At 66.0% G+C, this 23,382-nt stretch carries 19 protein-coding genes; 10 read left to right on the top strand and 9 right to left on the bottom strand.

The window, feature by feature from the left end; translation table 11 throughout:
* Window positions 1–34: 34 nt before the first annotated feature.
* Together ON39_RS15100 and ON39_RS15095 are read left to right on the top strand one after the other, a co-directional pair.
* Window positions 35–1,141, top strand: a complete 1,107-nt coding sequence (locus tag ON39_RS15100; RefSeq protein WP_246003122.1) for a serine hydrolase domain-containing protein — start codon at window positions 35–37, stop codon at window positions 1,139–1,141.
* 237 nt (window positions 1,142–1,378) lie between these two features.
* A complete protein-coding gene (locus tag ON39_RS15095; RefSeq protein ID WP_040734677.1) occupies window positions 1,379–2,032 on the top strand; it encodes a TetR/AcrR family transcriptional regulator in 654 nt (217 codons plus the stop codon).
* Here ON39_RS15095 and ON39_RS15090 read toward each other — a convergent pair whose 3' ends face one another.
* From ON39_RS15090 to ON39_RS15055, 8 genes are all read right to left on the bottom strand, one after another.
* A complete protein-coding gene (locus tag ON39_RS15090) occupies window positions 2,033–3,670 on the bottom strand; it encodes a long-chain fatty acid--CoA ligase (RefSeq protein ID WP_040734676.1) in 1,638 nt (545 codons plus the stop codon).
* 131 nt (window positions 3,671–3,801) lie between these two features.
* On the bottom strand, window positions 3,802–5,562 hold the full coding sequence (locus ON39_RS15085; protein WP_040734675.1) for an FAD-dependent oxidoreductase: 1,761 nt from the start codon (window positions 5,560–5,562) through the stop codon (window positions 3,802–3,804).
* A gap of 242 nt (window positions 5,563–5,804) precedes the next feature.
* Window positions 5,805–6,953, bottom strand: coding sequence for an acyl-CoA dehydrogenase family protein (locus ON39_RS15080; RefSeq protein WP_040734674.1), 1,149 nt, complete (start codon window positions 6,951–6,953; stop codon window positions 5,805–5,807).
* Window positions 6,954–6,965: 12 nt separating this feature from the next.
* Entirely contained in the window at window positions 6,966–8,183 is a 1,218-nt protein-coding gene (locus ON39_RS15075; RefSeq protein ID WP_040734673.1) for a cytochrome P450, read from the bottom strand.
* Window positions 8,180–9,796 (bottom strand): AMP-binding protein, encoded by a 1,617-nt coding sequence (locus tag ON39_RS15070; RefSeq protein ID WP_040734672.1) that lies wholly within the window; start codon window positions 9,794–9,796, stop codon window positions 8,180–8,182. Before ON39_RS15070 ends, ON39_RS15075 begins: the two co-directional genes overlap by 4 nt.
* On the bottom strand, window positions 9,793–10,200 hold the full coding sequence (locus tag ON39_RS15065) for a Zn-ribbon domain-containing OB-fold protein (RefSeq protein ID WP_040734671.1): 408 nt from the start codon (window positions 10,198–10,200) through the stop codon (window positions 9,793–9,795). The genes ON39_RS15070 and ON39_RS15065 overlap by 4 nt, the downstream gene beginning before the upstream one ends.
* Complete coding sequence (locus ON39_RS15060) at window positions 10,197–11,360, bottom strand: thiolase family protein (protein WP_211336441.1); 1,164 nt, start codon at window positions 11,358–11,360, stop codon at window positions 10,197–10,199. Before ON39_RS15060 ends, ON39_RS15065 begins: the two co-directional genes overlap by 4 nt.
* Window positions 11,357–12,151, bottom strand: coding sequence for a crotonase/enoyl-CoA hydratase family protein (locus ON39_RS15055; RefSeq protein WP_040734669.1), 795 nt, complete (start codon window positions 12,149–12,151; stop codon window positions 11,357–11,359). The genes ON39_RS15060 and ON39_RS15055 overlap by 4 nt, the downstream gene beginning before the upstream one ends.
* 478 nt (window positions 12,152–12,629) lie before the next feature.
* Here ON39_RS15055 and ON39_RS15050 point away from each other — a divergent pair, with 478 nt between their 5' ends.
* The 3 genes from ON39_RS15050 to ON39_RS48790 all read left to right on the top strand — a co-directional run bounded on the left by ON39_RS15050 (window position 12,630) and on the right by ON39_RS48790 (window position 15,582).
* Entirely contained in the window at window positions 12,630–13,352 is a 723-nt protein-coding gene (locus ON39_RS15050; protein WP_051186636.1) for an enoyl-CoA hydratase/isomerase family protein, read from the top strand.
* 399 nt (window positions 13,353–13,751) lie between these two features.
* Entirely contained in the window at window positions 13,752–15,050 is a 1,299-nt protein-coding gene (locus ON39_RS15040) for a M20 metallopeptidase family protein (RefSeq protein ID WP_040734721.1), read from the top strand.
* A 4-nt stretch (window positions 15,051–15,054) separates the two neighbouring features.
* Entirely contained in the window at window positions 15,055–15,582 is a 528-nt protein-coding gene (locus ON39_RS48790) for a hypothetical protein (protein ID WP_157195469.1), read from the top strand.
* Between the two features lie 937 nt (window positions 15,583–16,519).
* On the opposite strand, the gene ON39_RS15030 is transcribed toward ON39_RS48790, so the two are convergent.
* A complete protein-coding gene (locus tag ON39_RS15030; RefSeq protein ID WP_040734666.1) occupies window positions 16,520–18,697 on the bottom strand; it encodes a malate synthase G in 2,178 nt (725 codons plus the stop codon).
* A 242-nt stretch (window positions 18,698–18,939) separates the two neighbouring features.
* On the opposite strand from ON39_RS15030, the gene ON39_RS15025 reads away from it, so the two are divergent.
* The 5 genes from ON39_RS15025 (at window position 18,940) to ON39_RS15005 (ending at window position 23,382) form a co-directional block, all read left to right on the top strand.
* Entirely contained in the window at window positions 18,940–19,680 is a 741-nt protein-coding gene (locus ON39_RS15025; RefSeq protein ID WP_040734720.1) for an SDR family NAD(P)-dependent oxidoreductase, read from the top strand.
* Window positions 19,677–20,726, top strand: a complete 1,050-nt coding sequence (locus ON39_RS15020; RefSeq protein ID WP_040734665.1) for an alcohol dehydrogenase catalytic domain-containing protein — start codon at window positions 19,677–19,679, stop codon at window positions 20,724–20,726. The genes ON39_RS15025 and ON39_RS15020 overlap by 4 nt, the downstream gene beginning before the upstream one ends.
* Window positions 20,723–21,388: a TetR/AcrR family transcriptional regulator gene (locus ON39_RS15015; protein ID WP_051186635.1), complete on the top strand. Its 666-nt coding sequence runs from the start codon at window positions 20,723–20,725 to the stop codon at window positions 21,386–21,388. The genes ON39_RS15020 and ON39_RS15015 overlap by 4 nt, the downstream gene beginning before the upstream one ends.
* A 2-nt stretch (window positions 21,389–21,390) precedes the next feature.
* Entirely contained in the window at window positions 21,391–22,680 is a 1,290-nt protein-coding gene (locus tag ON39_RS15010; protein WP_040734664.1) for an acyl-CoA dehydrogenase family protein, read from the top strand.
* 177 nt (window positions 22,681–22,857) lie between these two features.
* On the top strand, window positions 22,858–23,382 hold the full coding sequence (locus ON39_RS15005) for a DM13 domain-containing protein (protein WP_040734718.1): 525 nt from the start codon (window positions 22,858–22,860) through the stop codon (window positions 23,380–23,382).

Genomic DNA, 23,382 nt, shown 5'->3' with positions numbered 1-23,382 from the left:
GCATCCCGTACATGGAACCTCAGCACCACGGTTCATGCCACTGCGCGATGCATTGCACCGCAATATTGCCGCCGAGGGCGAACTCGGTGCGGCTCTGGCAGTCGTGATCGACGACGAGCTGGTGGTCGATCTCTGGGCCGGCCACCAGGATCAGGCACGGTCGAGTCCGTGGGCGTGCGACACCATCGTCAATGTGTGGTCGTTGACCAAAACCGTCGTCGCCTTGACCGCGCTGGTATTAGCCGATTCGGGGCAGCTCGACCTCGACCGCCCCGTCGGTGCTTACTGGCCCGAATTCGCCAGGCACGGCAAAGAGGGCGTAACCGTGCGGCATCTGCTCTCCCACACCTCCGGGTTGCCGGGTTGGCGACCACCGCTGAGCCTCACCGATTTTTACGACCGCGACCGAGCATGTCAGCTGCTAGCCGCACAGCAGCCGAGGTGGCCTGCCGGATCAGTGGGTGCCTACCATGCTCAGAACTACGGTCACCTCATCGGTGAGGTTGTTCGGCGGAGCACCGGCAAGAGCCTGAATTCGGTCATGCGGGAAACCGTTGCCGAGCCGCTGGGGGCAGATTTTCGGCTCGGTGCCACCGAAGCGGACTATCCCCGCATCGCCGAGCTCGATCCGCCCGCACGGCGAAGGATGCCCTTTCCCGAAGACCTCGACAGATCGCCGATGGTCGACACCTTCACCGCCCCGGCCGTCACCGCGCCGGACGCCATGACCTCGCAGTGGCGAGCAGCCGAACTCGGTGCCGTGAACGGTCACAGCAATGCGCGTGCACTGGCCACGATGCTCAGCGCCTTGGCACAGGACGGCACTACCCGAGGGCATCGGTTGTTCAGCGCCGACACCGCCGCCGAGGCATACCGTGCTCATTCGTCCGGCGTCGATCAGGTGCTCGGACTGCCCCTGCGGTGGGGCTTGGGTCTCGCCCTGGCCGACGAGGGCAACCCCGCTCGGGTGCCCGCCGGACGGCGGTTGTTCTGGGGTGGCTGGGGAGGTTCGATCGCGGTAATCGATCCATCGGCACGGATGACCTTCGCCTACACGATGAACAGGATGTCCCCGGGTGTCATCGGGTCCGACCGCAGTATCGATTACGTCGACACCCTCTACACCTGTCTCTCGTCCTAAGAGTCTGCCGGGAGCCGGGCGTTGGCCGAAAACCGTTGACCGCCACCGACGCCGGACTACCGGAAGCTTTCTGGCGTTGTTGGAAACCGCACGAGGGTGGCGACTTCCGCGACGCCGGCCGCGCCCTGCTCATCACCGCCGACACCCGGGCGCCGGTACTGTCGATCGAACGATCTACACGCGGGATCGGCACGCTAGGATTTCGGAAATGGACATCCCGTCGACGAAGGGGGCGCGATGGCCCGCAAGAAGTCTCTCGACCAGCACATGCTGCGGCCGCAGATTCTCGACGAGGCCAGCCGCTTGTTCTACGAGCGAGGTTTCGCGGCGACGTCGATTCGCGACATCGCTGACGCGGTCGGAATTTCGTCGTCGACGCTATATCACCACTTCGCCAATAAGCAGGAAGTGCTCAGCGCCATCGTCACCCGCTTCATGACCGACTTCAACAATGCGACCATCCCCGTACTCGAGGACCGCACCCGAACGCCGACCGAGCGATTACTGCAGGTTCTCGCCACCCATATCGAGATGAGCGACGATCGGCGCCCGGAATTGCTGGTCGGCAACCCTGTTCTCTATGCACTCGACGTCTCGCAACGTGATCGCGTCCTGAAGCAGGAGGCTGAATACCACGCGGCGGTCCGCGCCGTCATCGATGAGGGGCAGCAACGTGGAATCTTCTCAGTGGCAGATCCCGGGCTTGCCACCATGGCATTGCTGGACATGATCAATGGAGTCCGGGAGTGGTACAACGCCGCTGGGCGCGTGGACAGGGAGACGCTCGTCCGGCGCTACCAAGAGTTCACACTCCGGATTCTCGGCGTCGGCGAACGATCGGTTCCCGACGGTGATCACGTCGGAACGTCCGTGAACGCCCACTGCGCGTAATCAGGCCACCGCCGTCACATCCAGTTCGCCCGCGGCGTACTGCGCGCGCAGCCGCTTCTTGTCGAACTTGCCGACGCTGGTCTTGGGGACTTCGCTGATGAATGTCCAGCGCTCGGGCAGCTGCCACTTGGCGAACTGGCCAGCCAGGAAGCCCTTCAGCTCAGCAGCCTCGACGGCGGCGCCCTCGGCCAGCACGATGGCCGCCAGCGGACGCTCGTCCCACTTCTCGTCCGGCACACCGATCACGACGGCCTCGGCAACGGCCGCGTGGCCCATCAGCGCATTCTCCAGAGCAACCGAGGAGATCCACTCACCACCGGACTTGATGACATCCTTGGAGCGGTCCACCAGGGTCAAGTAGCCGTTGGGGCTGATCATGCCGACGTCACCGGTGCGCAGCCAGCCGTCGTCGAAACTGTCCGGGTCGATCTCCGCGCCGGTCGGCGAGTAATAGGAACCGGTGATCCACGCGCCGCGGACCTCGAGCTCGCCGAGCGATTCACCGTCGTTGGGGACGACAGTGCCGGCGTCACCGACCAGCCGCGCCTCGACATTGGCGGGGAAACGGCCCTGCGTGTAGCGGTAGGCCCAGGCCTCCTCGCCCTCCACGCCCGGGGGCTCGTGCGCCACGCAGCCCAGCGGCGAGGTCTCGGTCATGCCCCACGCGTGCAGGATGCGCACGCCGTGCTTCTCCTCGAACGCGCGCATCATCGACGGTGGCACCGCCGAACCACCGACGACGGCGGTACGCAGGTGCGAGATGTCCTGCGGCTGCGCGGCCAGTCCGGCCAGCACGCCACCCCAGATGGTCGGCACCGCCGCGGCGAAGGTGGGCTTCTCGGCGTCCATCATCTCCAGCAGCGGGCCCGGCTGTAGGAAGCGGTCCGGCATCAGTACGTTGGCGCCCGACATCAGCGCCCCGTACGCCAGGCCCCATCCATTGGCGTGGAACAGCGGCACGATCGCGAGCACGTAGTCGCCGCCGTGGAAGCCCATACCGTTGGGCGAGGTCAAGTGCATGGCGTGCAGCCAGTTGGACCGGTGCGAGTAGACGACGCCCTTCGGGTCGCCGGTGGTGCCGGAGGTGTAGCACATCGCGGCGGCCGCACGCTCGTCGACGACGGGGAAGTCGAAATCGGCGGGTTGTGCGTCGAGCAATTCACGGTAGGAGTGCACGGTGACAGCTTCCGGCGCGGTAAGCGTGGACGCCTCACCGTTGACGACGATCACATGCTTCACAGTCTTCAGGTTCGGCAGTAACTGCTCGAAGAGCGGCACCAGAGTGCCGTCGACGAGCACGACCTTGTCCTCTGCATGGTTCGCGACGAACGACACTTGCTTAGGGAACAGGCGGATATTGAGCGCGTGCAACACCGAGCCCATCGCGGGCACCGCAATGTAGGCGACCATGTGCTCGTTGTTGTTCCACATGAACGTGCCGACCCGGTCGCCCTCTTCGACGCCGAGCCCACGCAGTGCGTGGGCCAGCCGCGCGGCGTCGGCGCCGAGCGCACGGAAGGTCATGGTGCGCACCCCGTCACCGGTCCAGGTGGATACGGTCGAATCACCCTGGAAGGTGGCGGCGTATTTGAGCAGCTTGGCCAGTGACAGCTGGTCGTCCTGCATGGTGCTCAGCATCGAGACTCCTTCCGTCGCGCAGTGGCATGAGCCACGTAGATCGGGATATTCTTACGGGCCGCCGGTAGTGCGCGCGGGCGCAGGTTGGCGAGCTTTCCTGCGGTCCCACATAAGTTGGACGGCTGTGAGCGCTATCGCCGGTAGTCATCAGGAACAGGGTCCGAGTCGCGCGACCGGTCGAGCGGAATGATCGACAGTCGCAGAGCCGCCGGGGCTTCGAACGGCACCACCGGCGCTCGTGGGGGGATCGGGGACATCTGCCGGTATTCGGCCCCCAGCGGCGGCCGCTGGTCGGCGTCACCCTTGTTCGGCCACAGGGCGATCGCCCGTTCGGCCTGGGCGGTGATGGTGAGCGACGGATTGACTCCGAGGTTTGCGGTGATGGCCGAGCCGTCGATCACGTGCGCACCCGGATAGCCGTACAGCCGCTGATAGGGGTCGATCACACCGGTGGCAGCCGAATCACCGATCGGACAGCCACCGAGGAAGTGACCGGTGCTGGGGATGTTGAACAGGTCGAAGATCGCCCCCTTAGGAAGTCCGTCGATCTTGTCGGCAAGCCGCCGATCGACCTCATGCCCGATGGGGATCCACACCGGCGGCGCTGCTCCCTCGCCGGGACGGGTTGTCATGCGGCGGCCGAACAGGCCCCGTTTGGTGTAGGTGACCAGCGAGTTGCCGGCGGTCTGCATGACCAGCACGCCCACGGTCTGCTGCGACCAGCGGCGCGGGTTGTGCATCGCCCCGAGGTGGCGCCAGTTGCGCAGCGCCACGCCGAACGCCGAGACGATGCGGGGCCGTCCCGGCTGCGGGTCGACCAGCGCCGTGGTGGTGAGACCGAGGAAGTTGCTGCCTTTGCCGCCGAGGCGGCCCACCTCGACGTGGGTTTCGTCGTCAGGCTGGAAAGAGGAAGTGAGCGACACTCCCCGGCTGTAGTCGGCGTCTTTGCGCAAGGATCGCGGATAGAGCACAGCTTCGGAGTTCGTGCGCGTCAAGGTCCCGAGGACCGGGGAGATCTCCGGCATCATGCCGGTGTCCTTCAAGCGATGCAACAGCCGTTGGGTACCGAGCGCCGCGGCGGAGAATACGACCTGCCCAGCGGTGAAGGTACGACGAGACTTGCGTACCCAACGCCCGGTTCTAACAGTGTCGATCGCGAACCCACCGTCGGGCAATGCGCGCACCCCGATGACGGTGGTCAAGGGGTGAACCGTGGCGCCTGCCTTCTCGGCTAGATACAGATAGTTCTTGACCGTGGTGTTCTTGGCGTTGTGCCGACAGCCCACCATACATTCACCGCAGTTCAGGCAGGTGCTGCGATCCGGGCCGAGTCCGCCGAAGAAAGGGTCCGGTACGGAGGTACCCGGAGCAGTTCCATCTGCCCCGAAATACACCCCGACGCGCGTGCGGTGAAAAGTGTCACCTCGCCCCATTTCCTCCGCGACTTCACGCAGCAGATCGTCGGATTCGGTATTGCGTGGGACCTCGACGACGCCGAGCATCCGCTCGGCCTGGTCGAAATACGGCGAGAGTTCGGCCTTCCAGTCGGTGATGTGACTCCACTGCGGGTCGCGGTAAAAGGCGTCTTGCGGGCGGTAGAGGGTATTCGCGTATACCAGCGAACCACCACCGACACCCGCGCCAGCGGTCAGGAAGGTGTTCTTGAGCAAGCTCATCCGCATAATCCCGTAACAACCGAGATAGGGGGCCCACAGGTATTTCCGCACGCGCCACGAGGTCTTGGCGAACTCGTCATCCTCGAATCGGCGGCCGGCCTCCAGAACGGCGACGCGATAGCCTTTCTCGGTCAGTCGCAGCGCACTGACGCTCCCCCCGAATCCTGAGCCGATGACCATGACGTCGTAGTCGAAATCACTCGCATTCCCGGTCATTAAAAGTAAATCCCCTTCAGTGCAGGACAACTATGAGCTGAGCAACAATGCTGTCACTGACCGCTCGTACAGTCAATATCGATGTCAACTACGATTCAGGCCTCGATGCGCAGGCCACAGCCTGCCCCGGAACCATTCGGCGTGTGCCAGGCACGCGGCGACGGCTCGAATGGTTCCGGGATGCTCGCCTCTGCGCGGTGGGATCGAAATCGGCAGTCAACGTCGACGACCGACCCGGCCCATCAGCGGACGCCGAGGGGCAGGGATCTGGCGATGATCTCGTTCATGATTTCTGTGGCTCCGCCACCAATACCGAGCACACGGATGTCGCGATACAGCCGCTCGACTTCGTTCTCGCGGATGTAGCCCATGCCGCCGAAGATCTGCACCGCCTCGTTGACGACGTACTCGCAGGCGCGCACACCGGTGTTCTTGGCCATGGCCACCTCGGCACCGAGGGCTTCGCCCGCCACGTACCGAGACACCACGTCACGCACGTAGACGCGGGTGGTGGTGATCTGTCGCGCCATCTCGGCAAGCTTGTGCTGGATCACCTGCCGATTCGCCAGTGGCTCACCGAACGTCACTCGGTCGCGCACCCACGGCAGCGTGAGGTCGAAGGCTCGCTGGGAGACCGCATACCCCTGTACCGACAGGTTGAGCCGCTCGCCGTCGAGACGAGTCATCAACTGCGCGAACCCGGTTCCTTCCGCGCCGACCAGATTCGCTGCGGGCACACGCACGTTGTCGAAATGAATTTCGGCGGTGTCCGAACACAGACACCCCATCTTCTCGAGCTTGCGACCGACAGAGAATCCCGGGGTGTCGGTGTCGACGATCAGTAGGGACAATCCACGATGGCCGGCACCACTGGTGCGAACCACGGTGGTCACGTAGTCGGCACGGATCCCCGAGGAGATGAAGGTCTTGGCTCCGTTGACGATGTAATCGTCGCCGTCACGCACTGCCGTGGTGCGCACGGATGCCACGTCGGAGCCGCCGCCCGGCTCGGTCATACCGAGAGCACCGATTTTCTCGCCCGCCAAGGTCGGACGTACATACTTGTCTATCTGGGCGGGATCACCCGCGGCGGCGATATGGGGTGCGGCAATGGTATGGGTCAGCAGCGCTGCGACCAGACCCGGACTGCCACCGTTCCCGATCAGTTCCTCGATCAGAATACAAAGGTCGATGTAATCGCCTGCACCACCGACGGATTCGGGAAACGTCAGTCCGAGCAGGCCCAGCGATGCGGCCTTCTTGTGCAGGGAGATGGGCACCTGCCCGTCGCGCTCCCACTGGTCCATGTTCGGGGCGACCTCCCGAATCGTGAAGTCGGCCGCCAGCTTTCGCAGGTCCTGCCGTTCGGTTGTGGTCCAGGGATTGCTCATTTGCGGTCCTTTCTACCGTGCCAGCCGCACGGGAAGTTCGGTGATGCCGTTGACGAAGTTGGACCGCAAGCGCACCGGCGCGCCGGTGACCTCGACGGTGCTGAAGCGTTCGAACAGCTTGGTCAGCAGGACTCGGCCCTCCATACGGGCCACTCCGCTGCCGAGGCAGAAGTGAGTGCCGAACCCGAAGGAGACATGGGGGTTGTTCTTGCGGGTGATGTCGAAGGTGTCCGGGTTCTCGAAGACCGTCTCGTCGCGGTTGGCGGCGGCATAGGAGAGAACGACCTTGTCGCCCGCCTTGATCTGCTGTCCACTGACCTCGGTGTCCTGGACGCATGTGCGCCGGAATTGGAGGATCGGCGGGAACATTCGCAGGATTTCTTCGACCGCACGCGGCATCAGACTCGGGTCGTCACGCAACAGCTGGAACTGGTCCGGGTGTTCCGACAGCAGCAGGATCGCGCCGTTGAGCATGTTGCGCGTGGTCTCGTTGCCAGCGATGACCAGCAACTGGAAGGTCCGGTCGAGCTCGTCGTCGGTGAGACGCCGGCCGTCGACTTCCGCGTTGACCATCAAGCTCCACACATCGTCGGTGGGCTCGGCACGCTTTGCCGCGGTCTGGGCACGGGCATAGGCGAACAGTTCGAGGAACGCCGAAGCATAGGATTTCTTGTCCACGGCCTCCGGATCGTCGAAGCCGACCATGCGATTGGTCCAGTCGAACAGCAGGTGCCGTTCGTGACTGGGGACACCGAGAATGTCGGCCAGCACCAGCAGCGGCAGCTCCGAGGAGACCCGCTGGACCCAATCGATGTCGCCACCGTCACCGAGCTGGTCAACGATCGCGTCGGCGTGTGCGCCGATGGATTCCACCATGCCGTTGACGACGCGCGGCGTGAACGCCTTACTGATGATCTTGCGCATCTGGGTGTGCATCGGCGGATCGATGTTCAGCATGGCCTGGCGCTGGATCGCGAGTTCTGCCGAGGACACATCGCGTACCCAGGTCCCGCGCTCATAGGAGCTGAACACCTCGGGGTGCTTCCCAGCGGCCATCACATCGGCGTGTTTGGTGAGGTACCAAAAGCCCGGACCGCCGGGGAAGCCACCGGAGGCCGGTTCGGGCACCCACACGACCGGCGACTCGCGGCGCAACGCGGCGACCTCGTCATACGGGAAACCGTTCAGGTAGGTGTCGGGGTTTCCGAGATCGGGGATGGTGGTAATCATGCTCGCTCCTGTAGGGCGGAAACGGCTGCGGCCTTGGCCCAGGCGTAGTCGGTTTTGCCGTTGGCGTGCCTGCGGACCCGGTCGACGCGAAGGAATACCTTGGGGATCTTGTAGCCCGCCAGCACGTCGCGGCAGCCGTCGCGCAGCTGCTCGGTGGTGACGGTGTCGTCTACAGGCTGATATAGCGCGACGACCTCCTGGCCCCAGCGTTCGCTGGGCCGGCCGACAACCACGGCGTCGGCGACGCCGTGCAGCGCGCGCACCACGTGTTCGACCTCTTCTGCGAAGACCTTCTCGCCACCGGTGTTGATGGTGGTCGCCTCACGTCCGAGGAATTCGAACTCACCGGCCTCGGTGAGGCGGGCACGATCGCCGGGGATCGAGAAGCGGCGGCCGTCCACAGTGACGAAGGTGGCCGAGGTCTTGTCCGGATCACCTAGGTAACCCACGGGAATGGCCCCGCCCTGGGCCAGCCAGCCCACCTCGTCGCTACCGGGTTCGATGATGCGGGTGCGGGTTTCGTCGATCAGCACGGTGTTACCGCGCGCCGCGAACGTGCTCGAGCCCGAACCGCGTTTGGCGTGCAGACCGGTCTCGGAGGATCCGAGCATGTCGCTGATCCGCACACCGGGAACGAGCTCGCGCAGGCGGTCTTTCAGCGAATCACGCAGCGCGGCACCGCTGTTGAGGATGAGCTTCAACGCCGGCAGAGCGCGCGGACGTGCTTCGAGCTCTGCCACCAACGGCGCACCGAAGGCGTCGCCGACGATGACCGTCGAGGTGACCTCCTGCTGTACGCAGGTATCGAGCAGCGCGGCGGCGTCGAACCGTTCCGGGCTCGAGGGGAAGACGATGGTCGCACCGGACATCCACCCCCCGAGCGCGGGACCGGTCCCCGCGCCGTGCATGAGCGGCGGCGCCGGGAGCACGCGGCCGCGGATGCGCAGTGCCCGCTCGACGACCTCGTCCACAGACGCCGCCTTGCGGACGCCCAGTGGACCGGCCACCAGATCCCCGGCGCGCCAGATGACGCCCTTGGGCATGCCGGTGGTGCCGCCTGTGTAGAGCAGGTGCCGATCCTCCGGCCCGGAACTGGGGACGCCCTGTGCGGGATCGGCTGCGGCCAATGCGGTTTCGTAGTCCAGCGCGCCGTCGAGTAGTGGCGCGCCGCTGCCGTCGTCGACCTGAATCAGCAACGGCGACTGCTCCAGCTCGCCCAGCGCCGCCGCGAGGGTTTCGGCGAAGTGCCCGCCGAACAGCACCGCCTTGGCCTGCGCGTCGCGCAGCAGGTACGCCAGCTCGGCGGAGGTATAGCGGTAGTTGACGTTGAAGGGCGCGACGGAGGCTTTGTGCGCGCCGAGCAGGCCCTCCAGGTATTCCGCACCGTTGTGCAAATAGATGCCGAGGTGATCCTGACCGGTCTCCCAGGCGTTGTCGACGGGCTTGCGGCCGCCGAGCCCGCTGGCCCGCAGCACCGCGGCAAACCTCCGTGTCCGGTCGGTGGTCTCTCGCCAGCTGTGACTCCGCTGTGCGGTGATCACGCACGGTTCCTCGGCGAGTGCATGAGCGATCGCCTCGTGCAGGGTCGCCAGGTCGAACTCGGGCACTGTCATTCTCCGCTCACGATGACCCAGACCGGGTAGCTCTCGCCCTCGGACGGGTGGACGTATTCCGCGCGCAGGGCGGCTCCCGCACGGGGCTCGCCTGTGATTCGCGCGTACAGCCACGGCCCTTCGGCCAACTCAACGACGCCGACGGTGTAGGGAACCAGGTCGGCGAAGGCGGGGTTGGGGGCCTTGGGCACCGTCGTCCACGTGATGAGCCTGCCCGCGCTCGAGGCACCGGCCCACACCGGATCACTCTCGCCGCAGTCGGTGCACACCATCGCCTCGGGCGCCAGCGAGCGCCCGCAGCCGGTGCACTTCTTGATGGCCAATTCCTCCCGGCTCGCCGCGTCGAAGAACTCGGCGCTCTTGGCGTCACGTCGCATGGACGGCCACATCGGTGCGTCGGTCATCGCCCGGCTCCACTCAATACCAATGTGGCATGGTGTTCGAGGACACCGCCGCTGCCGCTGACCATGATCACGTCCTTCTTGTCGACCTGTCGTGCGCCGGCCTGACCGCGTCCTTGGATGACCGCTTCCACGATCGGCGTGAATCCGGTGAGGTAGTAGCTCGACAGCTGACCGCCGCCGGTATTGCAGGGCAGGGCGCCGCCGGGGCCGAGCTTGCCGTCGGACACGAACGCGCCGCCCTCACCCTTTGCGCAGAATCCGTAGTCTTCGAGGGTGACGAGCACTGTGAAGGTGTAGCTGTCGTAGAGCTCGAGCAGATCCACATCGGCGACCGAGACGCCTGCCATGCGCAGCGCAGCGGGCCCCGCGACGGCCGCACCGGTGCGCAGACCGAAGTTCGAACCCTGCCGCATCACCTGCCCTGGATGGGCTTGGCCCCAACCGAGAATGTCTACGGGTGGTTGGGCCAGTTCACGGGCACGTTCGGCGGAGGTCACGATGACCGCGGCGCCACCGTTGGAGACCAGGCAGCAGTCCAGCAGGTGCAGCGGGTCCGCGATCAGCGGCGAGGACTGGTGGTCGGCAACAGTGATCGGCTTGGTGAACTGCGCGGCGGGATTGTGTGCCGCCCAGCTACGCTGACCGACCGCGATCGCGGCGAGCTGTTCGCTGGTCGTGCCATAGGTCTCGAAATGACGACGAGCGGCCATGGCGTAGAACAGATTCGGCGTGATCGCGCCGATTCCGGTGTGGTACGAGGCGAACCCGCTGGGAAGTGTGCGCTGGGTACCGAAAGCATCACGGGCGGAGCCCTTTTCGCGGAGCGGAGCATCTGCGAAGACGCACGCGACCGCAGTGGCCTCACCGCTGTTGATCGCCTGCGCCGCCGCGGCGATCATGGCCGTGGGACTGGCGCCGAGAGCGTGGATCTCGGCGAGCAGCCGCAGATCCCGCAGACCGAGTACCTTCTGCAGCGACAGCTTCGGCGAGCCCTTGGTTCCGGGGGTGACCAGTAGTCCGTCCAAATCGGTGGTCGCCAGGCCGGCATCCGCCACGGCGAGCCGAACCGCTTCGGCCGCGAAATCGGTTGCGCTGCGCCCATAGACCTTGCCGACGTCGGTGAGACCGAGCCCGGCGATCGACGCGGTGGCCGCCATCATCGACCCTCCCACTTCGGCTTGCGCTTCTCGGCGAACGAGCGCGGCCCCTCCTTGGCGTCGGCGGTGCGCATGATCACCTGCGCAGCGTCGTCGCTCAGCGTCCAGGCTTCGGCCTCCCAATCCGACAGCGCCGCTGCCTGATACACCACGCGCTTGCTCGCCTGCACAGCCAACGGCGCGTTGCGGGCGATCTTTCCGGCCAATTCCATCGCCGTGTCCATCACCTGGTCGGCAGGCACCACACGGTTCACCAGCCCCCAGCGCAACGCTTCCTCCGGCGAGATCGGCGCACCGGTCATGACGCTTTCCAGCGCGATCGACAGCGGCACGCGCCGCGCCAAGCGCAGCAGCCCGCCGCCGGCGGCGATGATGCCGTGCCGCACCTCGGGCAGACCGAGCGTGGCGGCGTCGCTCATCACAGCCAGGTCGCAGGCGAGCAGGAATTCCGTTCCGCCACCGAGGGCGTAACCGTTGACCGCCGCGATCAATGGCTTATCGATCAGCTGCTTCATGATGCCGCCGAACCCGCGCTCGAACTGGCCCGGCCCGATCAGCGGTCGTTTCGCCGCTACTTCTTTCAGGTCGGCACCCGCACAGAACGCCTTACCGGCGCCGGTGAGAATGCCGACCCGCAACTCCGGATCGGCGACGAATTCGTCCACCGCCTCTTGCAGCGCGATCGACATCGCGGCGTTGACCGCGTTCATCGCATGCGGGCGGTTCATCGTGATGATCGCGACGTGACCGTCCTTGCGGAGGTATGCGGGTCGCTCTTCGAGGGGCTGAACCATGGGCACATGGTATGACCGTACGGGCGGTCAGTCAAGAGTTGAGTCACAAGCCCGAATTCGCCCCTTGTCGTCGAGCGGTCAGCGGATGCCGCTGTCGAGGCGCAGAATCGAGGCGGCGCAGAACGAAGACGCATCGGAGCGATATACATTGCGGCATCGATGATTTCATCAGATGTTCCGGGTCGACCCAGCGCGATCGCTTCCGCGAACTGCGCCCGGAATTCCGTCGGCCAGGCCTTGGCATTGTCGCACCCGGCCTGTATGTGACGGACTGGATCAAGCGCGGCGCTTTCTTGAATTTCGGTATGCCGCACTCCCTCGTACTACGTAACAGCCCGACCGCTCCCTTGACTTCAAGGCGGTCACGTGGCAAACCTATTACCAACCGCACGTACAGTCAGTTGGAGCCTTCATGTCCGAATCAATTTCAACTCAGGAAAGTATCGTTCGAGTCGAACGGCCCGCAGCAGGGGTCGCGGTGGTGGTCTTCAACCGGCCGGTGCGGCTCAATGCCATGAACCCGTCGAGCGTTCCACTGCTGACGCAGGCGATACGGCCGCTCGCCGACGATCCGGAGACACGAGTGGTCGTCTTGACCGGCGCCGGCCGCGGATTCTGCACCGGCATGGATCTGAGCAGCCTGGACGAGATGGCGCCGCGCGAGCTGGACACCACCATCGCCTGGATGCAAGACCTGCACGGCTTCTCGGTGGAGCTGTCACGGCTACCTCAGCCAACCATCGCCGCGGTCAATGGGCCCGCCATCGGCGGTGGCCTCGGTATCGCGTTGGGCTGCGACCTCCGTATCGCCGGTCCCGGCGCGAGATTCGGGGCGACCTTCGCCAGAATGGCGACCGGTCCGGACGCCGGGCTCTCCCACACTCTTCCGTCCGCGATCGGTCACGCTGCGGCGATAGATCTGCTGCTGAGCTGCTCGGTCGTTGGCCCCGAAGCGGCCTTGCAACTCGGGCTGGTCAGCCGGGTAGCCGACGACGCACTCGCAGCCGCCATCGAGCTCGCCGAGCGCTGGGCCGCCATCCCCGGCCATGCGTCACGCGCGATCAAGGCGATCCTGTTGCGGGCACGTGCTGCCGATATCGAGACCACCCTGCTCGATATCGAGCCCCGCACCCAGGCCGACTTGATCTGCCACCCGGACTTCTTCACCAACGCCAAGGAGTGGCTCGACAGTCACCACTGATCTGCCGCGCGGGTTCCGGCCCGACGTGACACACGGTGTGCGGTGCCGCCGCTGGCGGCACCTCCCCGTCGCTGTGGTGCGTCGGCCGCGAAGGTCTCGCGAACGACCGTGGCGACCTCGCCGTTCGGATCGGCAAGGCTGGAGAGTCCGAAACGATCGACGAGGAATCCGCCGACCAGAACGCCGACGAATGTCGACCGCCCGGACTAATGATCATCAACACCCGATGCCGAGTCATGTGGTCACAGGCACTCTGACGGACACGGTGGTCTCCCGCGTGACATATCGTGAGGTAGGCATAGTCCATCGTCTGATGCTTCCCATCGAGTGCTGCATGACCGAGATTCGCCACCATGTCCCCATGCCGCCGCCAAGCGGCTGACCAGGTTGGAGTTCTCCATGACAGACAATCCGATTTACGCCCGGTTCGACAAGGCCGCAGAGGCAGTCTCTGATCAGGTGATCGCGTGGCGTCACCGGATCCACCAGAATCCCGAGCTGTCGAACCGGGAGGTGAATACCGCCAAGCTGATCACTGATCACCTGAAGAGCCTGAACCTGGACGAGGTGCGGACAGGATTCGCCGGGTACGGCGTCGTCGGCGTCCTCAAAGGTGGCAGGCCCGGCAACAAGGTGATCGCGCTGCGTGCCGACATCGACGCACTGCCGGTAGTCGACGAGTGTGGTGTGTCGTTCGCCTCGAAGTTCGTGGACAAGGACTACCCGGGTGGCCCGTACCCCGTGTCGCACGCGTGTGGCCACGACTGTCACACCGCGATGCTGATGGGCGCGGCCACAGTACTGTCCGAGGCCCGCGACGACCTGCCCGGGACGGTACTGTTCGTCTTCCAGCCCGCCGAGGAGGGGCCGCCGGTCGACGAGAAGGGCGGCGCCAAGCAGATGATCACCGAAGGCGCCTGCGATGATCCGAAACCGACGATGGCCTTCGGCATTCACGTCATTCCATTCCCGAAGAACTACCTCAACTACGCGATCGGCAACCAGGGCGCGACCTCCACGCTGATCAAGATAAAGATCAAGGGTCAGCAGGTCCACGGGTCGACGCCGTGGCAAGGTATCGACACCATGCCCGCCGCCGGCGCCGTACTTACCGGCATCGGGCAGATCTACCGCCAGATCAGCGCCTTCGACCCCATTTCTGTCAGTATCGGTCACGTCGAGGACGTCGGCCGGTTCAACATCATCGGCGAGACCACGACCCTCTGGGGCACCATTCGCTGCCTCATCGAATCCGACATGGTCGACGTGAAGAAGCGGATCGAGACCCTGGCGATGAACACGGCCGCTGCCTACAACTGCACCGCCACCGTCGAGTACATGCAGGATGTTCCGGCGGTGCACAACCAAAAGTCCTGGGTCGATGCCGTGCTGCCGACCTTGAACCGCGTCGCCGGTTCCGACAAGGTCCGCCAGGGCGTCGGCGGTATGGCCTACGACGACGTGTCCGAGTTCATCAATAAGTACGGTGGCATGTACGTCACGCTCGGGTGCCAGGACCTGGAGTTCAATGCCGATGACAAGCCCGTCCCGATCAAGGGTGGCCGCGGCGTGGCGGCGAACCACAACCCGAAGTTCTACGCCGACGACGGCGTGCTGGTCACCGGTGTGCGCCTGCACGCGAACGTGGCCTACGACCACCTGGCAGACATGATCGTTCCCACTGGTTCGTCGTCCTAAGACGGTGCGGGACCGTCGCTTCGGCGCGGTCCCGCACCAACCGATCGGCCTGGCAGCGGTCACCGCCGAGTTGCGCGGTACCAGAGCAGAATCCCCTCGTAGCCGTGCTCCGGGACTCCTGGTATTGGCAGGCCAGCCGGCTCCATCGCCGAACCGCGGTCCAGCCTTCAGCGGAACACAACATCGGCTCGACAACATCGCAGGCTCTGGCTGGCGCATCATCGGTTGGGAGACCGATCCACGCGAAGCGCTGTCGGCAAACGGCCGCCGCCCCATCGCCGACGATGTCCTGCAGGCAACCTATGTAACACTGACCTCGCCAGGACGACGCCCCGTCCACTGCGATGCGACACAGCAGATCCTCGAAGACCACGATGACGTTGCTCGCCCGTACTTCAAGCGACAGCCGTTTGTCGTGCTCCGACCTGACCACTATGTCTGCGCCAACCCCTCTTCGACCGAGTTGGACAGCACTGTTCGGGCGTTGATGCAGCACATATGGAGGCTGACCGAGACGACTGTTTCGGCGTGATAGCTACGGCGCGGTCATCAACCTCGACCAAACCCCTAGCGCCCAACCTAGTCGCGCCGACCGTCCGACCTCATCCACTGGACGATGAAGAAGGAACCGGCAGTCCGGCATCTCCGCCCGCGCGGGCGCTCTGCAAGAACCATCGCTACGAGCGCCGACAGAACCGGCCTGTCGGAGCGGTCGGATGAGCACACCTCACGAGTAGCACTCACCAAATGCCGCTCTGGAGTGCCCCTCCAACCGGTCACAGCCAGCTGGTCATCCCCCACGCCAAATGCGAGCATGCCCCAGTTGCCATCGATTTGCCGCCCAGTTGCTGGGCCGGAAAACCATTCGGCGTGCCGTCCCGCGACACGCCGCAGGCCTCCGCCGCACCTCAATGTCGGCTACCGGCATGCCGCCGGACCGCAGCGCTGGCCCCGCACTCCAAACGATGCCGCTGCCCACACAGGTCGGCAAGTTCCTGCGGGGGGCTGCTCTGCCGTTTCCGTATCCGTGGAACCCGCTCATTCGCCCATACAACCGCCCGTTACGGCGATCAGGATCCCGACATCGCAGCGCCGGCCAGGACCCTTGCGCCGCCAATCGCGTTCTGCCTTAGGAAAACTCGCAGACCGCTGGGCGCAACCCACTATGGCCGCGGCCCCACCACCAACGCGATCACGTCGGTGGGCGGCCTCCTGGTTGACTGCGGGATTCGCGATGCGAGCGCCACCACCGCAGTCTCAAATATGGCGTATATGCACTGGTAAGCCGTGATTTTCCGTAAACGGTTGCACACCCCGCATGTGACCGTTTTTGTGACCGTTTTGAGCGTGATGAGCCAGTATTCGAGCTGATCTCCACTTATGGCTGAGGCCCCGCGCCGGATTCTCCGGTGCGGGGCCTCAGCTCGAAAAGAGCTGCGTAAAGCTACTTTTCAATCACTGCACGTCCCTCACTTGCAGGCAGCCTTCGCCTCACGACGACGCCGGTGCAGGATCGGCTCGGTGTACCCGTTGGGCTGCTTGGTGCCCTCGAGGATCAGCTCCTTGGCGGCTTGGAAGGCGATGCTGCCTGCGAAGTCGGGTGAGAGGGGGCGGTAGTTGGGGTCGCCGGCGTTCTGGCGGTCGACCACGGGGGCCATCCGCTCCAGGCTGGCCACCACCTCGTCGGCGGTGACGATGCCGTGGCGCAGCCAGTTGGCCATCAGCTGGCTCGAAATGCGCAGGGTGGCACGGTCTTCCATGAGCGCGACGTCCTTGATGTCGGGCACCTTGGAGCAGCCGACGCCCTGGTCGATCCAGCGCACGACGTAGCCGAGGATGGACTGGGAGTTGTTGTCGAGTTCCTGCTGCTTCTCCTCGGCCGACCAGTTCGGCGCCGCGGCCAAGGGGATCTCGAGGATCTCGTCGACGCTCGCGCGACGGCCGCCCTTGACGATCTCCTGCTGCCGCTCCAGTACGTTGACCTGGTGGTAGTGCGTCGCGTGCAGGGTGGCGGCGGTGGGCGAGGGCACCCACGCGGTGTTCGCGCCCGCCTTGGGGTGACCGATCTTCTGCTCGAGCATGTCGGCCATGAGGTCGGGCATGGCCCACATGCCCTTGCCGATCTGCGCCTTGCCGGGCAGGCCGGTGGCGAGCCCGGTGTCGACGTTCCAGTCCTCGTAGGACTTGATCCACTGCTGGGCCTTCATGTCGGCCTTGCGGACCATCGGCCCGGCCACCATGGAGGTGTGGATCTCGTCGCCGGTGCGGTCGAGGAAGCCGGTGTTGATGAACACGACGCGGTCGGCGGCGGCCTGGATACAGGCCTTGAGGTTCACCGTGGTGCGCCGCTCCTCGTCCATGATGCCGACCTTGAGGGTGTTGCGCGGCAGGCCGAGCACGTCCTCGACCCGGCCGAACAGCTCGGTGGTGAACGCGACCTCGTCGGGTCCGTGCATCTTCGGCTTCACGATGTAGACCGAGCCGGTGCGGCTGTTCTCGAGCTCGGTGTCGCCGCGCAGGGAGTGGGTGGCGATGAGCGAGGTGATCAGGCCGTCGAGGATGCCCTCGGGGACCTCGTTGCCCTCGGCGTCGAGGATCGCGTCGCTGGTCATCAGGTGACCGACGTTGCGCACGAACAGCAGCGAACGGCCGTGCAGCACAAGCTCACTGCCGTCGGGTGCGGTGTAGACGCGGTCGGGGTTCATGGTGCGGGTGAAGGTCTTGTCGCCCTTGCTGACCTGCTCGCTGAGGTCGCCCTTCATCAGGCCGAGCCAGTTGTGGTAGCAGAGCACCTTGTCCTCGGCGTCCACCGCGGCGACCGAGTCCTCGAAGTCCATGATCGTGGTGATCGCGGACTCGAGCACCAGGTCCTTGACGCCTGCGGTGTCGGTGCTGCCGATCGGCGAGGACGGGTCGATCTGGATCTCGATGTGCAAACCGTTGTGCTTCAACAGCACCGAGGTCGGCGACGCCGGATCGCCGAGGTAGCCGACGAGCTGCGAGGGGTCGGCCAGGCCGATCTCGGTGCCGTCCTCGAGGCCGACCTCGAGTTCACCGTCGACGATCTTGTAGGAGGTGGAGCCGATGTGCGAGCCGGTGATCAGCGTCGCGGCGTCGTCGAGGAAGTTGCGGGCCCACTCGATGACCTTGTCACCGCGAATCTTGTTGTAGCTCTTGCCCTTTTCCGCGCCGTTGGCCTCGGAGATGGCGTCGGTGCCGTAGAGCGCGTCGTAGAGCGAGCCCCAGCGCGCGTTGGCGGCGTTGATCGCGAAGCGGGCATTCATCACCGGGACCACGAGCTGCGGGCCCGCGGTGGTGGCGATCTCGGTGTCCACGTTCTGGGTGGCGATCTGGAAATCGGCGGGTTCGGGGCGCAGGTAGCCGATTTCGCTCAGGAAGCTCTTGTAGGCGGCCTTGTCGTAGTCGGCGCCCGGGTGCTCGGCGTGCCAGGCGTCGAGTTTGCCCTGGATCTCGTCGCGCTCGGCGAGCAGCGCGCGGTTGCGCGGCGCGAGATCGTTGATGACCTGCTCGGCGCCGGCCCAGAACGCGGCGGAATCTACGCCGGTTCCGGGGAGCGCCTCGTTCTCGATGAACTCGTGGAGAACGCTGGCCACCTGAAGCCCGCCGACCTGAATCCGCTCTGTCATCTACTGCCTCACTTCTGAGAAAGCCGGGTGGGAAAGACGCATTCATGTTACCCGTGGGTAGTGATCACACCCCGTACCGGGTCGAACGCGGCGTCTCGCCGTGGAAATGTCGGCGCGCCGATCGGAGTGGGGTGAGCGGTCGGCGCGGCGCGATGCTGGCGGTCGGCCGAGCCCCTTGATTGTATAGGCGCGGCAATTTAATGTACTGATCGGAACATTTTTTTGATTCGGCAGGAGTGTATGTGTCGCTCACGGACAAGGTCGTCGTGGTCACCGGCGGCAGCCGGGGTCTCGGCAGGGAGATGGTGCTCGCGTTCGCCGCGGCGGGCGCGGACGTCGTCATCGCCAGCCGCAAGCTCGAGGGTTGCGTGGCGCTGGCGGACGAGGTGACGAACGCGCACGGCCGCCGCGCGCTGCCGGTGGCCTGCAATGTCAGCGACTGGGCGCAGTGCGACGCGCTCGTCGAGACCGTGTACGCCGAGTTCGGCCGGGTCGACGTGCTGGTGAACAACGCGGGCCTCTCGCCCCTGTACCCGAGCCTGGATCAGGTCTCCGAGGCGCTGTTCGACAAGGTGATCGGCGTGAATCTCAAAGGCCCGTTCCGGCTTTCGTCGCTGATCGGCCCCAGGATGGCGGCCGACGGCGGCGGCTCGATCATCAATATCTCCTCGATCGAGGCGGTGCGCCCCGCGCCGTTCGCGCTGCCCTACGCGGCGGCGAAGGCCGGATTGAACACGCTCACCGCGGGTCTCGCGCAGAGCTTCGGACCGACGGTGCGGGTCAACACGATTCAGTGCGGAGCCTTCGCCACCGACATCTCGAAGGCGTGGACCGACGAGATGCGTGCTCAGGTCGGCAGCATGAACGCGCAGGGCCGGGTGGGCGAGCCGGGCGAGATCGTCGGCGCGGCACTGTATTTCGCCACCGAGGCCTCGGCCTTCTGCACCGGCGCGACCCTCGCACTGGACGGTGGCTGGCGATGAAGGCACTGACGTACCAAGGCCCGCGCGAGATTTCGTACTCCGACGTGCCCGACCCGGTGCTCAGCGCGCCCGACGGCGCGATCATCCGGGTCACCGCGACCGGCATCTGCGGCAGCGACCTGCACATCTACACCGGCCACGGGTTCACCGACACGACCGGCTACAGCGTGGGGCACGAGGCGGTCGGCGAGATCGTCGAGCTCGGCGCCGACGTGCGCGGCCTCGCGATCGGCGACCGCGTCCTGGTGCCCGCGTCCGTGGGGTGCGGCCGGTGCGCGAAGTGCCGGGCCGGCATCGTCGCGGCGTGCGAGCGCGCTCCCCTGCCGGTAGACGCCTGCTACGGCCTCGGCGGCGCGCTGCCCGGCGGGCAGGCCCAGTTGCTGGCCGTGCCGCACGCCGAGGGCAACCTGGTGCGGCTGCCCGAAGGCGTGAGCGACGAGGCCGCGGTCGTGCTGACCGACAACGCCCCGACCGCCTGGTACGGCGCCCGCCGCGCCCGCATCGCGCCGGGTGAGACCGTGGTGGTGATCGGACTCGGCCCGGTCGGGTTGATGGCGATCCAGTCGGCGTTCGCGATGGGCGCGGCCCGGGTGCTCGGCGTCGACCTGATCGACGAACGCCGCAAGCAGGCCGCCGAGCTCGGCGCCGAACCGGTCGACGCGGACGACCCCAAGCTCGCGATCCGCGACATGCTCGGCGGCGGCGCGGATGTCGCGATCGAGGCGGTCGGCGCCGACGCCACCATCAAACTGGCCGTCGGCGCGGTCGGGCACCGGGGCCGGGTGAGCGTGATCGGGGTCAACCAGAATCGCGCGTTCCCGTTCCACATGCCGCTGGCGCAGGTCAAGGAGCTCGAGTTCCACATCGGCCTGTGCTCGATCCAGTACGAGCTGCCGACCCTGCTGAAGCTGACCGCGGCAGGCAGGCTGCGACCGGAAGTCGTTGTCACCCATCCCCTCCCGATGTCCGACGGCGCGAACGCCTACCGGCTGTTCGCCGAGCGCGCGGACGGCGTGAGCAAGGTTGTGCTGGACCCGAGCCGATGAGCACCGCGTCGCGCGGCCTCGGGGGCGACACCGGCGTCGCCCCCGCGCGCAGGCGCGGCCGCCCGCCCGCCGCCGAGTCGACGGCGGGCGACACCCGAGGGCGCATCATGCGGGCGGCGGTGGAGCTGTTCGCGGAGAAGGGATTCCACGGCACCGGCGTCGCGGAGATCGGCGACCGCGCCGATGTGCAGCGCGGCGCGCTCTACTACCACATCGGTTCCAAGGAAGAACTGCTCTGGCAGATCCTGCACGACTACATTCAGCTGATGCTGGTCGACGCCGAACGCATCGCGGCGAGCGCCGACGACCCGGTCACCAAGCTGCGCAAGCTGATTCACAGTCACGTCGGGCTGATCATCGACCATCGCCGTGAGGTCGCGATCCAGCTGCGCGACGTCACCGCGCTCACCGGCGAACGCGGCGCGCAGCTGCAGGAGCTGCGCGATCGCGTACAACACTGCTGGCAGCGGGTGATCGACGCGGGCCACGCCGACGGGTCGCTGCGCACCGATGATCACGTGATCACCAACAGCGTGCTCGGCATGCTGAACATGGTGACCTTCTGGTACCGACCGCACGGCGGGCGTACTCCCGCCGAGATCGCCGACCTACTCGCGACCACGCTCCTCGACGGCGTGGTCACTCACCACACGAAAGGCTGACCATGGCTTGGGATTTCGAGACCGACCCGGAGTTCCAGCGCAAGCTGGACTGGGCGGCGGAGTTCGTGCGCACCGAGGTGGAGCCCCTCGATGTGCTGTACCCGAACCCCTACGATCGCACCGACAAAGAGGCCATGGCGCTCATGCGCCCGCTCAAGGAGCGGGTCAAGGAGCAGGGGCTGTGGGCCTGCCACCTCGGCCCCGAGCTCGGCGGCCAGGGCTACGGGCAGATGAAGCTGGCGCTGCTGAACGAGGTGCTGGGCACGTCGTTCTGGGCGCCGTCGGTATTCGGTTGCCAGGCACCGGATTCCGGCAACGCCGAGATCCTGGCGCACTACGGCACCGAGGAGCAGAAGGCGAAGTACCTCGAGCCGCTGCTGGCCGGCGAGATCGGCTCCTGTTACGTGATGACCGAGCCGACCGGCGGCTCGGACCCCACGACGTTCCGGACGCGCGCGGTGCGCGACGGCGACCACTGGGTGATCAACGGCGAGAAGTGGTTCAACTCCAACGCGCAGTTCGCCAGCTTCCACATCGTCATGGTGGTCACCAACCCCGATGTCAGCCCGTACCAGGGCATGTCGATGTTCATCGTGCCCGCCGACACCCCCGGCCTGGAGATCGTCAAGAACTTCCACGTGCACGGGTTCAGCGAACACGAAGGGCACCTGCGCTTCACCGACGTCCGGGTCCCCGCCGATCACCTGCTCGGCGAGGAGGGTCAGGGCTTCATCGTCGCCCAGACCCGCCTCGGCGGCGGCCGCGTCCACCACGCCATGCGCACGGTCGCCTTGGTGCGCAAGGCCTTCGACATGATGGCCGAGCGCGCGGTCTCGCGTCCGATGCGCAAGGGCCCGCTGGCCGGTTTGCAGATGACCCAGGAACGCATCGCGGACAGCTGGATCGAGATGGAGCAGTTCCGCCTGCTCGTCCTGCGCACCGCCTGGCGCATCGACAAGGAGCAGAACTATCTGAAGGTGCGCAAGGACATCGCCGCCATCAAGGTCGCCATGCCCAAGGTCATGCACGACATCGCCCAGCGCGCCCTGCACCTGCACGGCGCCATCGGCGTCAGCACCGACCTGCCCTTCGTCGACATGATGAACTATGCCGAGGTGATGGCCATCGCCGACGGGCCGACCGAGGTCCACAAGATCACGCTGGCCAAGGAGGTTCTGAAGGACTACGCGCCGGGGGATCCCGTGTACCCCAGCGGGTATCGCCCCGCGTTGCGGGAGAAGGCGCGTGAATTGGTGGCCGAGCGACTGGAACACATCGTCGGCAATCTGTAGGAATTCGAGGCCGCGCTCGATGCGCGCGCCGGGCTGCGGAGGACCGGCCCGTCGAGGCGAGTCGTCGCCTCGACGGGCCGAGCTATCCGTCAGCCTTTCGTCACGAATCGAGGCCTGGAAACGGCCACTCGTCAGTGTTGAATGGACACAACGTCATTCACTCCCGAGGAGGCCCCCATGGTTTCAGCACGCAGAATCGCGCGCTCGCCCATCACCTGGACGCTGGCCGTTCTCCTCGTGCTGGGGCTCGGCGCCGGACTCGCTCTGGCGCAACCCTGGCGACTGTTCACCAACACCACGGTCGATGAGGCTCCGCCCGCAGCCACCGCCCCCGACGCACCCACGCAGCCGCGCGTGCTCGCCCGCGGCAGCCTCATCTCCCACGAGCACGACACCGCGGGCACCGTGGTCCTCCTGCGACTTCCCGACGGCGGCCGCGTGCTCCGCCTCGAAGACCTCGACACCTCCGACGGCCCCGACCTGCACGTCTGGCTGACCGACGCCGACGTGGTGGCGGGCAAGTCCGGCTGGTTCGTCTTCGACGACGGCGCGCACGTCGACCTCGGCAGCCTCAAAGGAAACCGCGGCAGCCAGAACTACGCGATCCCGGCCGATACCGACCTGACGGCATTGACCAGCGTGACGATCTGGTGCCAGCGCTTCCACGTCTCCTTCGGCGCCGCTCAGCTCGAGAACGCCTGA

The sequence above is a fragment of the Nocardia tenerifensis NBRC 101015 genome (assembly GCF_000308715.1).
Taxonomy (GTDB): domain Bacteria; phylum Actinomycetota; class Actinomycetes; order Mycobacteriales; family Mycobacteriaceae; genus Nocardia; species Nocardia tenerifensis.
The sequence above is the reverse complement of the archived record's forward strand: the minus strand, read 5'-3'. Positions and strand labels throughout refer to the sequence as shown.

Excerpts from the sequence above, each read along its gene's own strand:
- ON39_RS15040 (WP_040734721.1), top strand. The coding sequence starts at position 13,752 with ATGACAGACAATCCGATTTACGCCCGGTTCGACAAGGCCGCAGAGGCA.
- ON39_RS15005 (WP_040734718.1), top strand. The coding sequence starts at position 22,858 with ATGGTTTCAGCACGCAGAATCGCGCGCTCGCCCATCACCTGGACGCTG.
- ON39_RS15090 (WP_040734676.1), bottom strand. The coding sequence starts at position 3,670 with ATGCTGAGCACCATGCAGGACGACCAGCTGTCACTGGCCAAGCTGCTC.
- ON39_RS15010 (WP_040734664.1), top strand. The coding sequence starts at position 21,391 with ATGGCTTGGGATTTCGAGACCGACCCGGAGTTCCAGCGCAAGCTGGAC.
- ON39_RS15030 (WP_040734666.1), bottom strand. The coding sequence starts at position 18,697 with ATGACAGAGCGGATTCAGGTCGGCGGGCTTCAGGTGGCCAGCGTTCTC.
- ON39_RS15100 (WP_246003122.1), top strand. The coding sequence starts at position 35 with ATGCCACTGCGCGATGCATTGCACCGCAATATTGCCGCCGAGGGCGAA.
- ON39_RS15015 (WP_051186635.1), top strand. The coding sequence starts at position 20,723 with ATGAGCACCGCGTCGCGCGGCCTCGGGGGCGACACCGGCGTCGCCCCC.
- ON39_RS15020 (WP_040734665.1), top strand. The coding sequence starts at position 19,677 with ATGAAGGCACTGACGTACCAAGGCCCGCGCGAGATTTCGTACTCCGAC.
- ON39_RS15055 (WP_040734669.1), bottom strand. The coding sequence starts at position 12,151 with ATGGTTCAGCCCCTCGAAGAGCGACCCGCATACCTCCGCAAGGACGGT.
- ON39_RS15070 (WP_040734672.1), bottom strand. The coding sequence starts at position 9,796 with ATGACAGTGCCCGAGTTCGACCTGGCGACCCTGCACGAGGCGATCGCT.
- ON39_RS15075 (WP_040734673.1), bottom strand. The coding sequence starts at position 8,183 with ATGATTACCACCATCCCCGATCTCGGAAACCCCGACACCTACCTGAAC.
- ON39_RS15065 (WP_040734671.1), bottom strand. The coding sequence starts at position 10,200 with ATGACCGACGCACCGATGTGGCCGTCCATGCGACGTGACGCCAAGAGC.
- ON39_RS15085 (WP_040734675.1), bottom strand. The coding sequence starts at position 5,562 with ATGACCGGGAATGCGAGTGATTTCGACTACGACGTCATGGTCATCGGC.
- ON39_RS15080 (WP_040734674.1), bottom strand. The coding sequence starts at position 6,953 with ATGAGCAATCCCTGGACCACAACCGAACGGCAGGACCTGCGAAAGCTG.
- ON39_RS15095 (WP_040734677.1), top strand. The coding sequence starts at position 1,379 with ATGGCCCGCAAGAAGTCTCTCGACCAGCACATGCTGCGGCCGCAGATT.
- ON39_RS15060 (WP_211336441.1), bottom strand. The coding sequence starts at position 11,360 with ATGATGGCGGCCACCGCGTCGATCGCCGGGCTCGGTCTCACCGACGTC.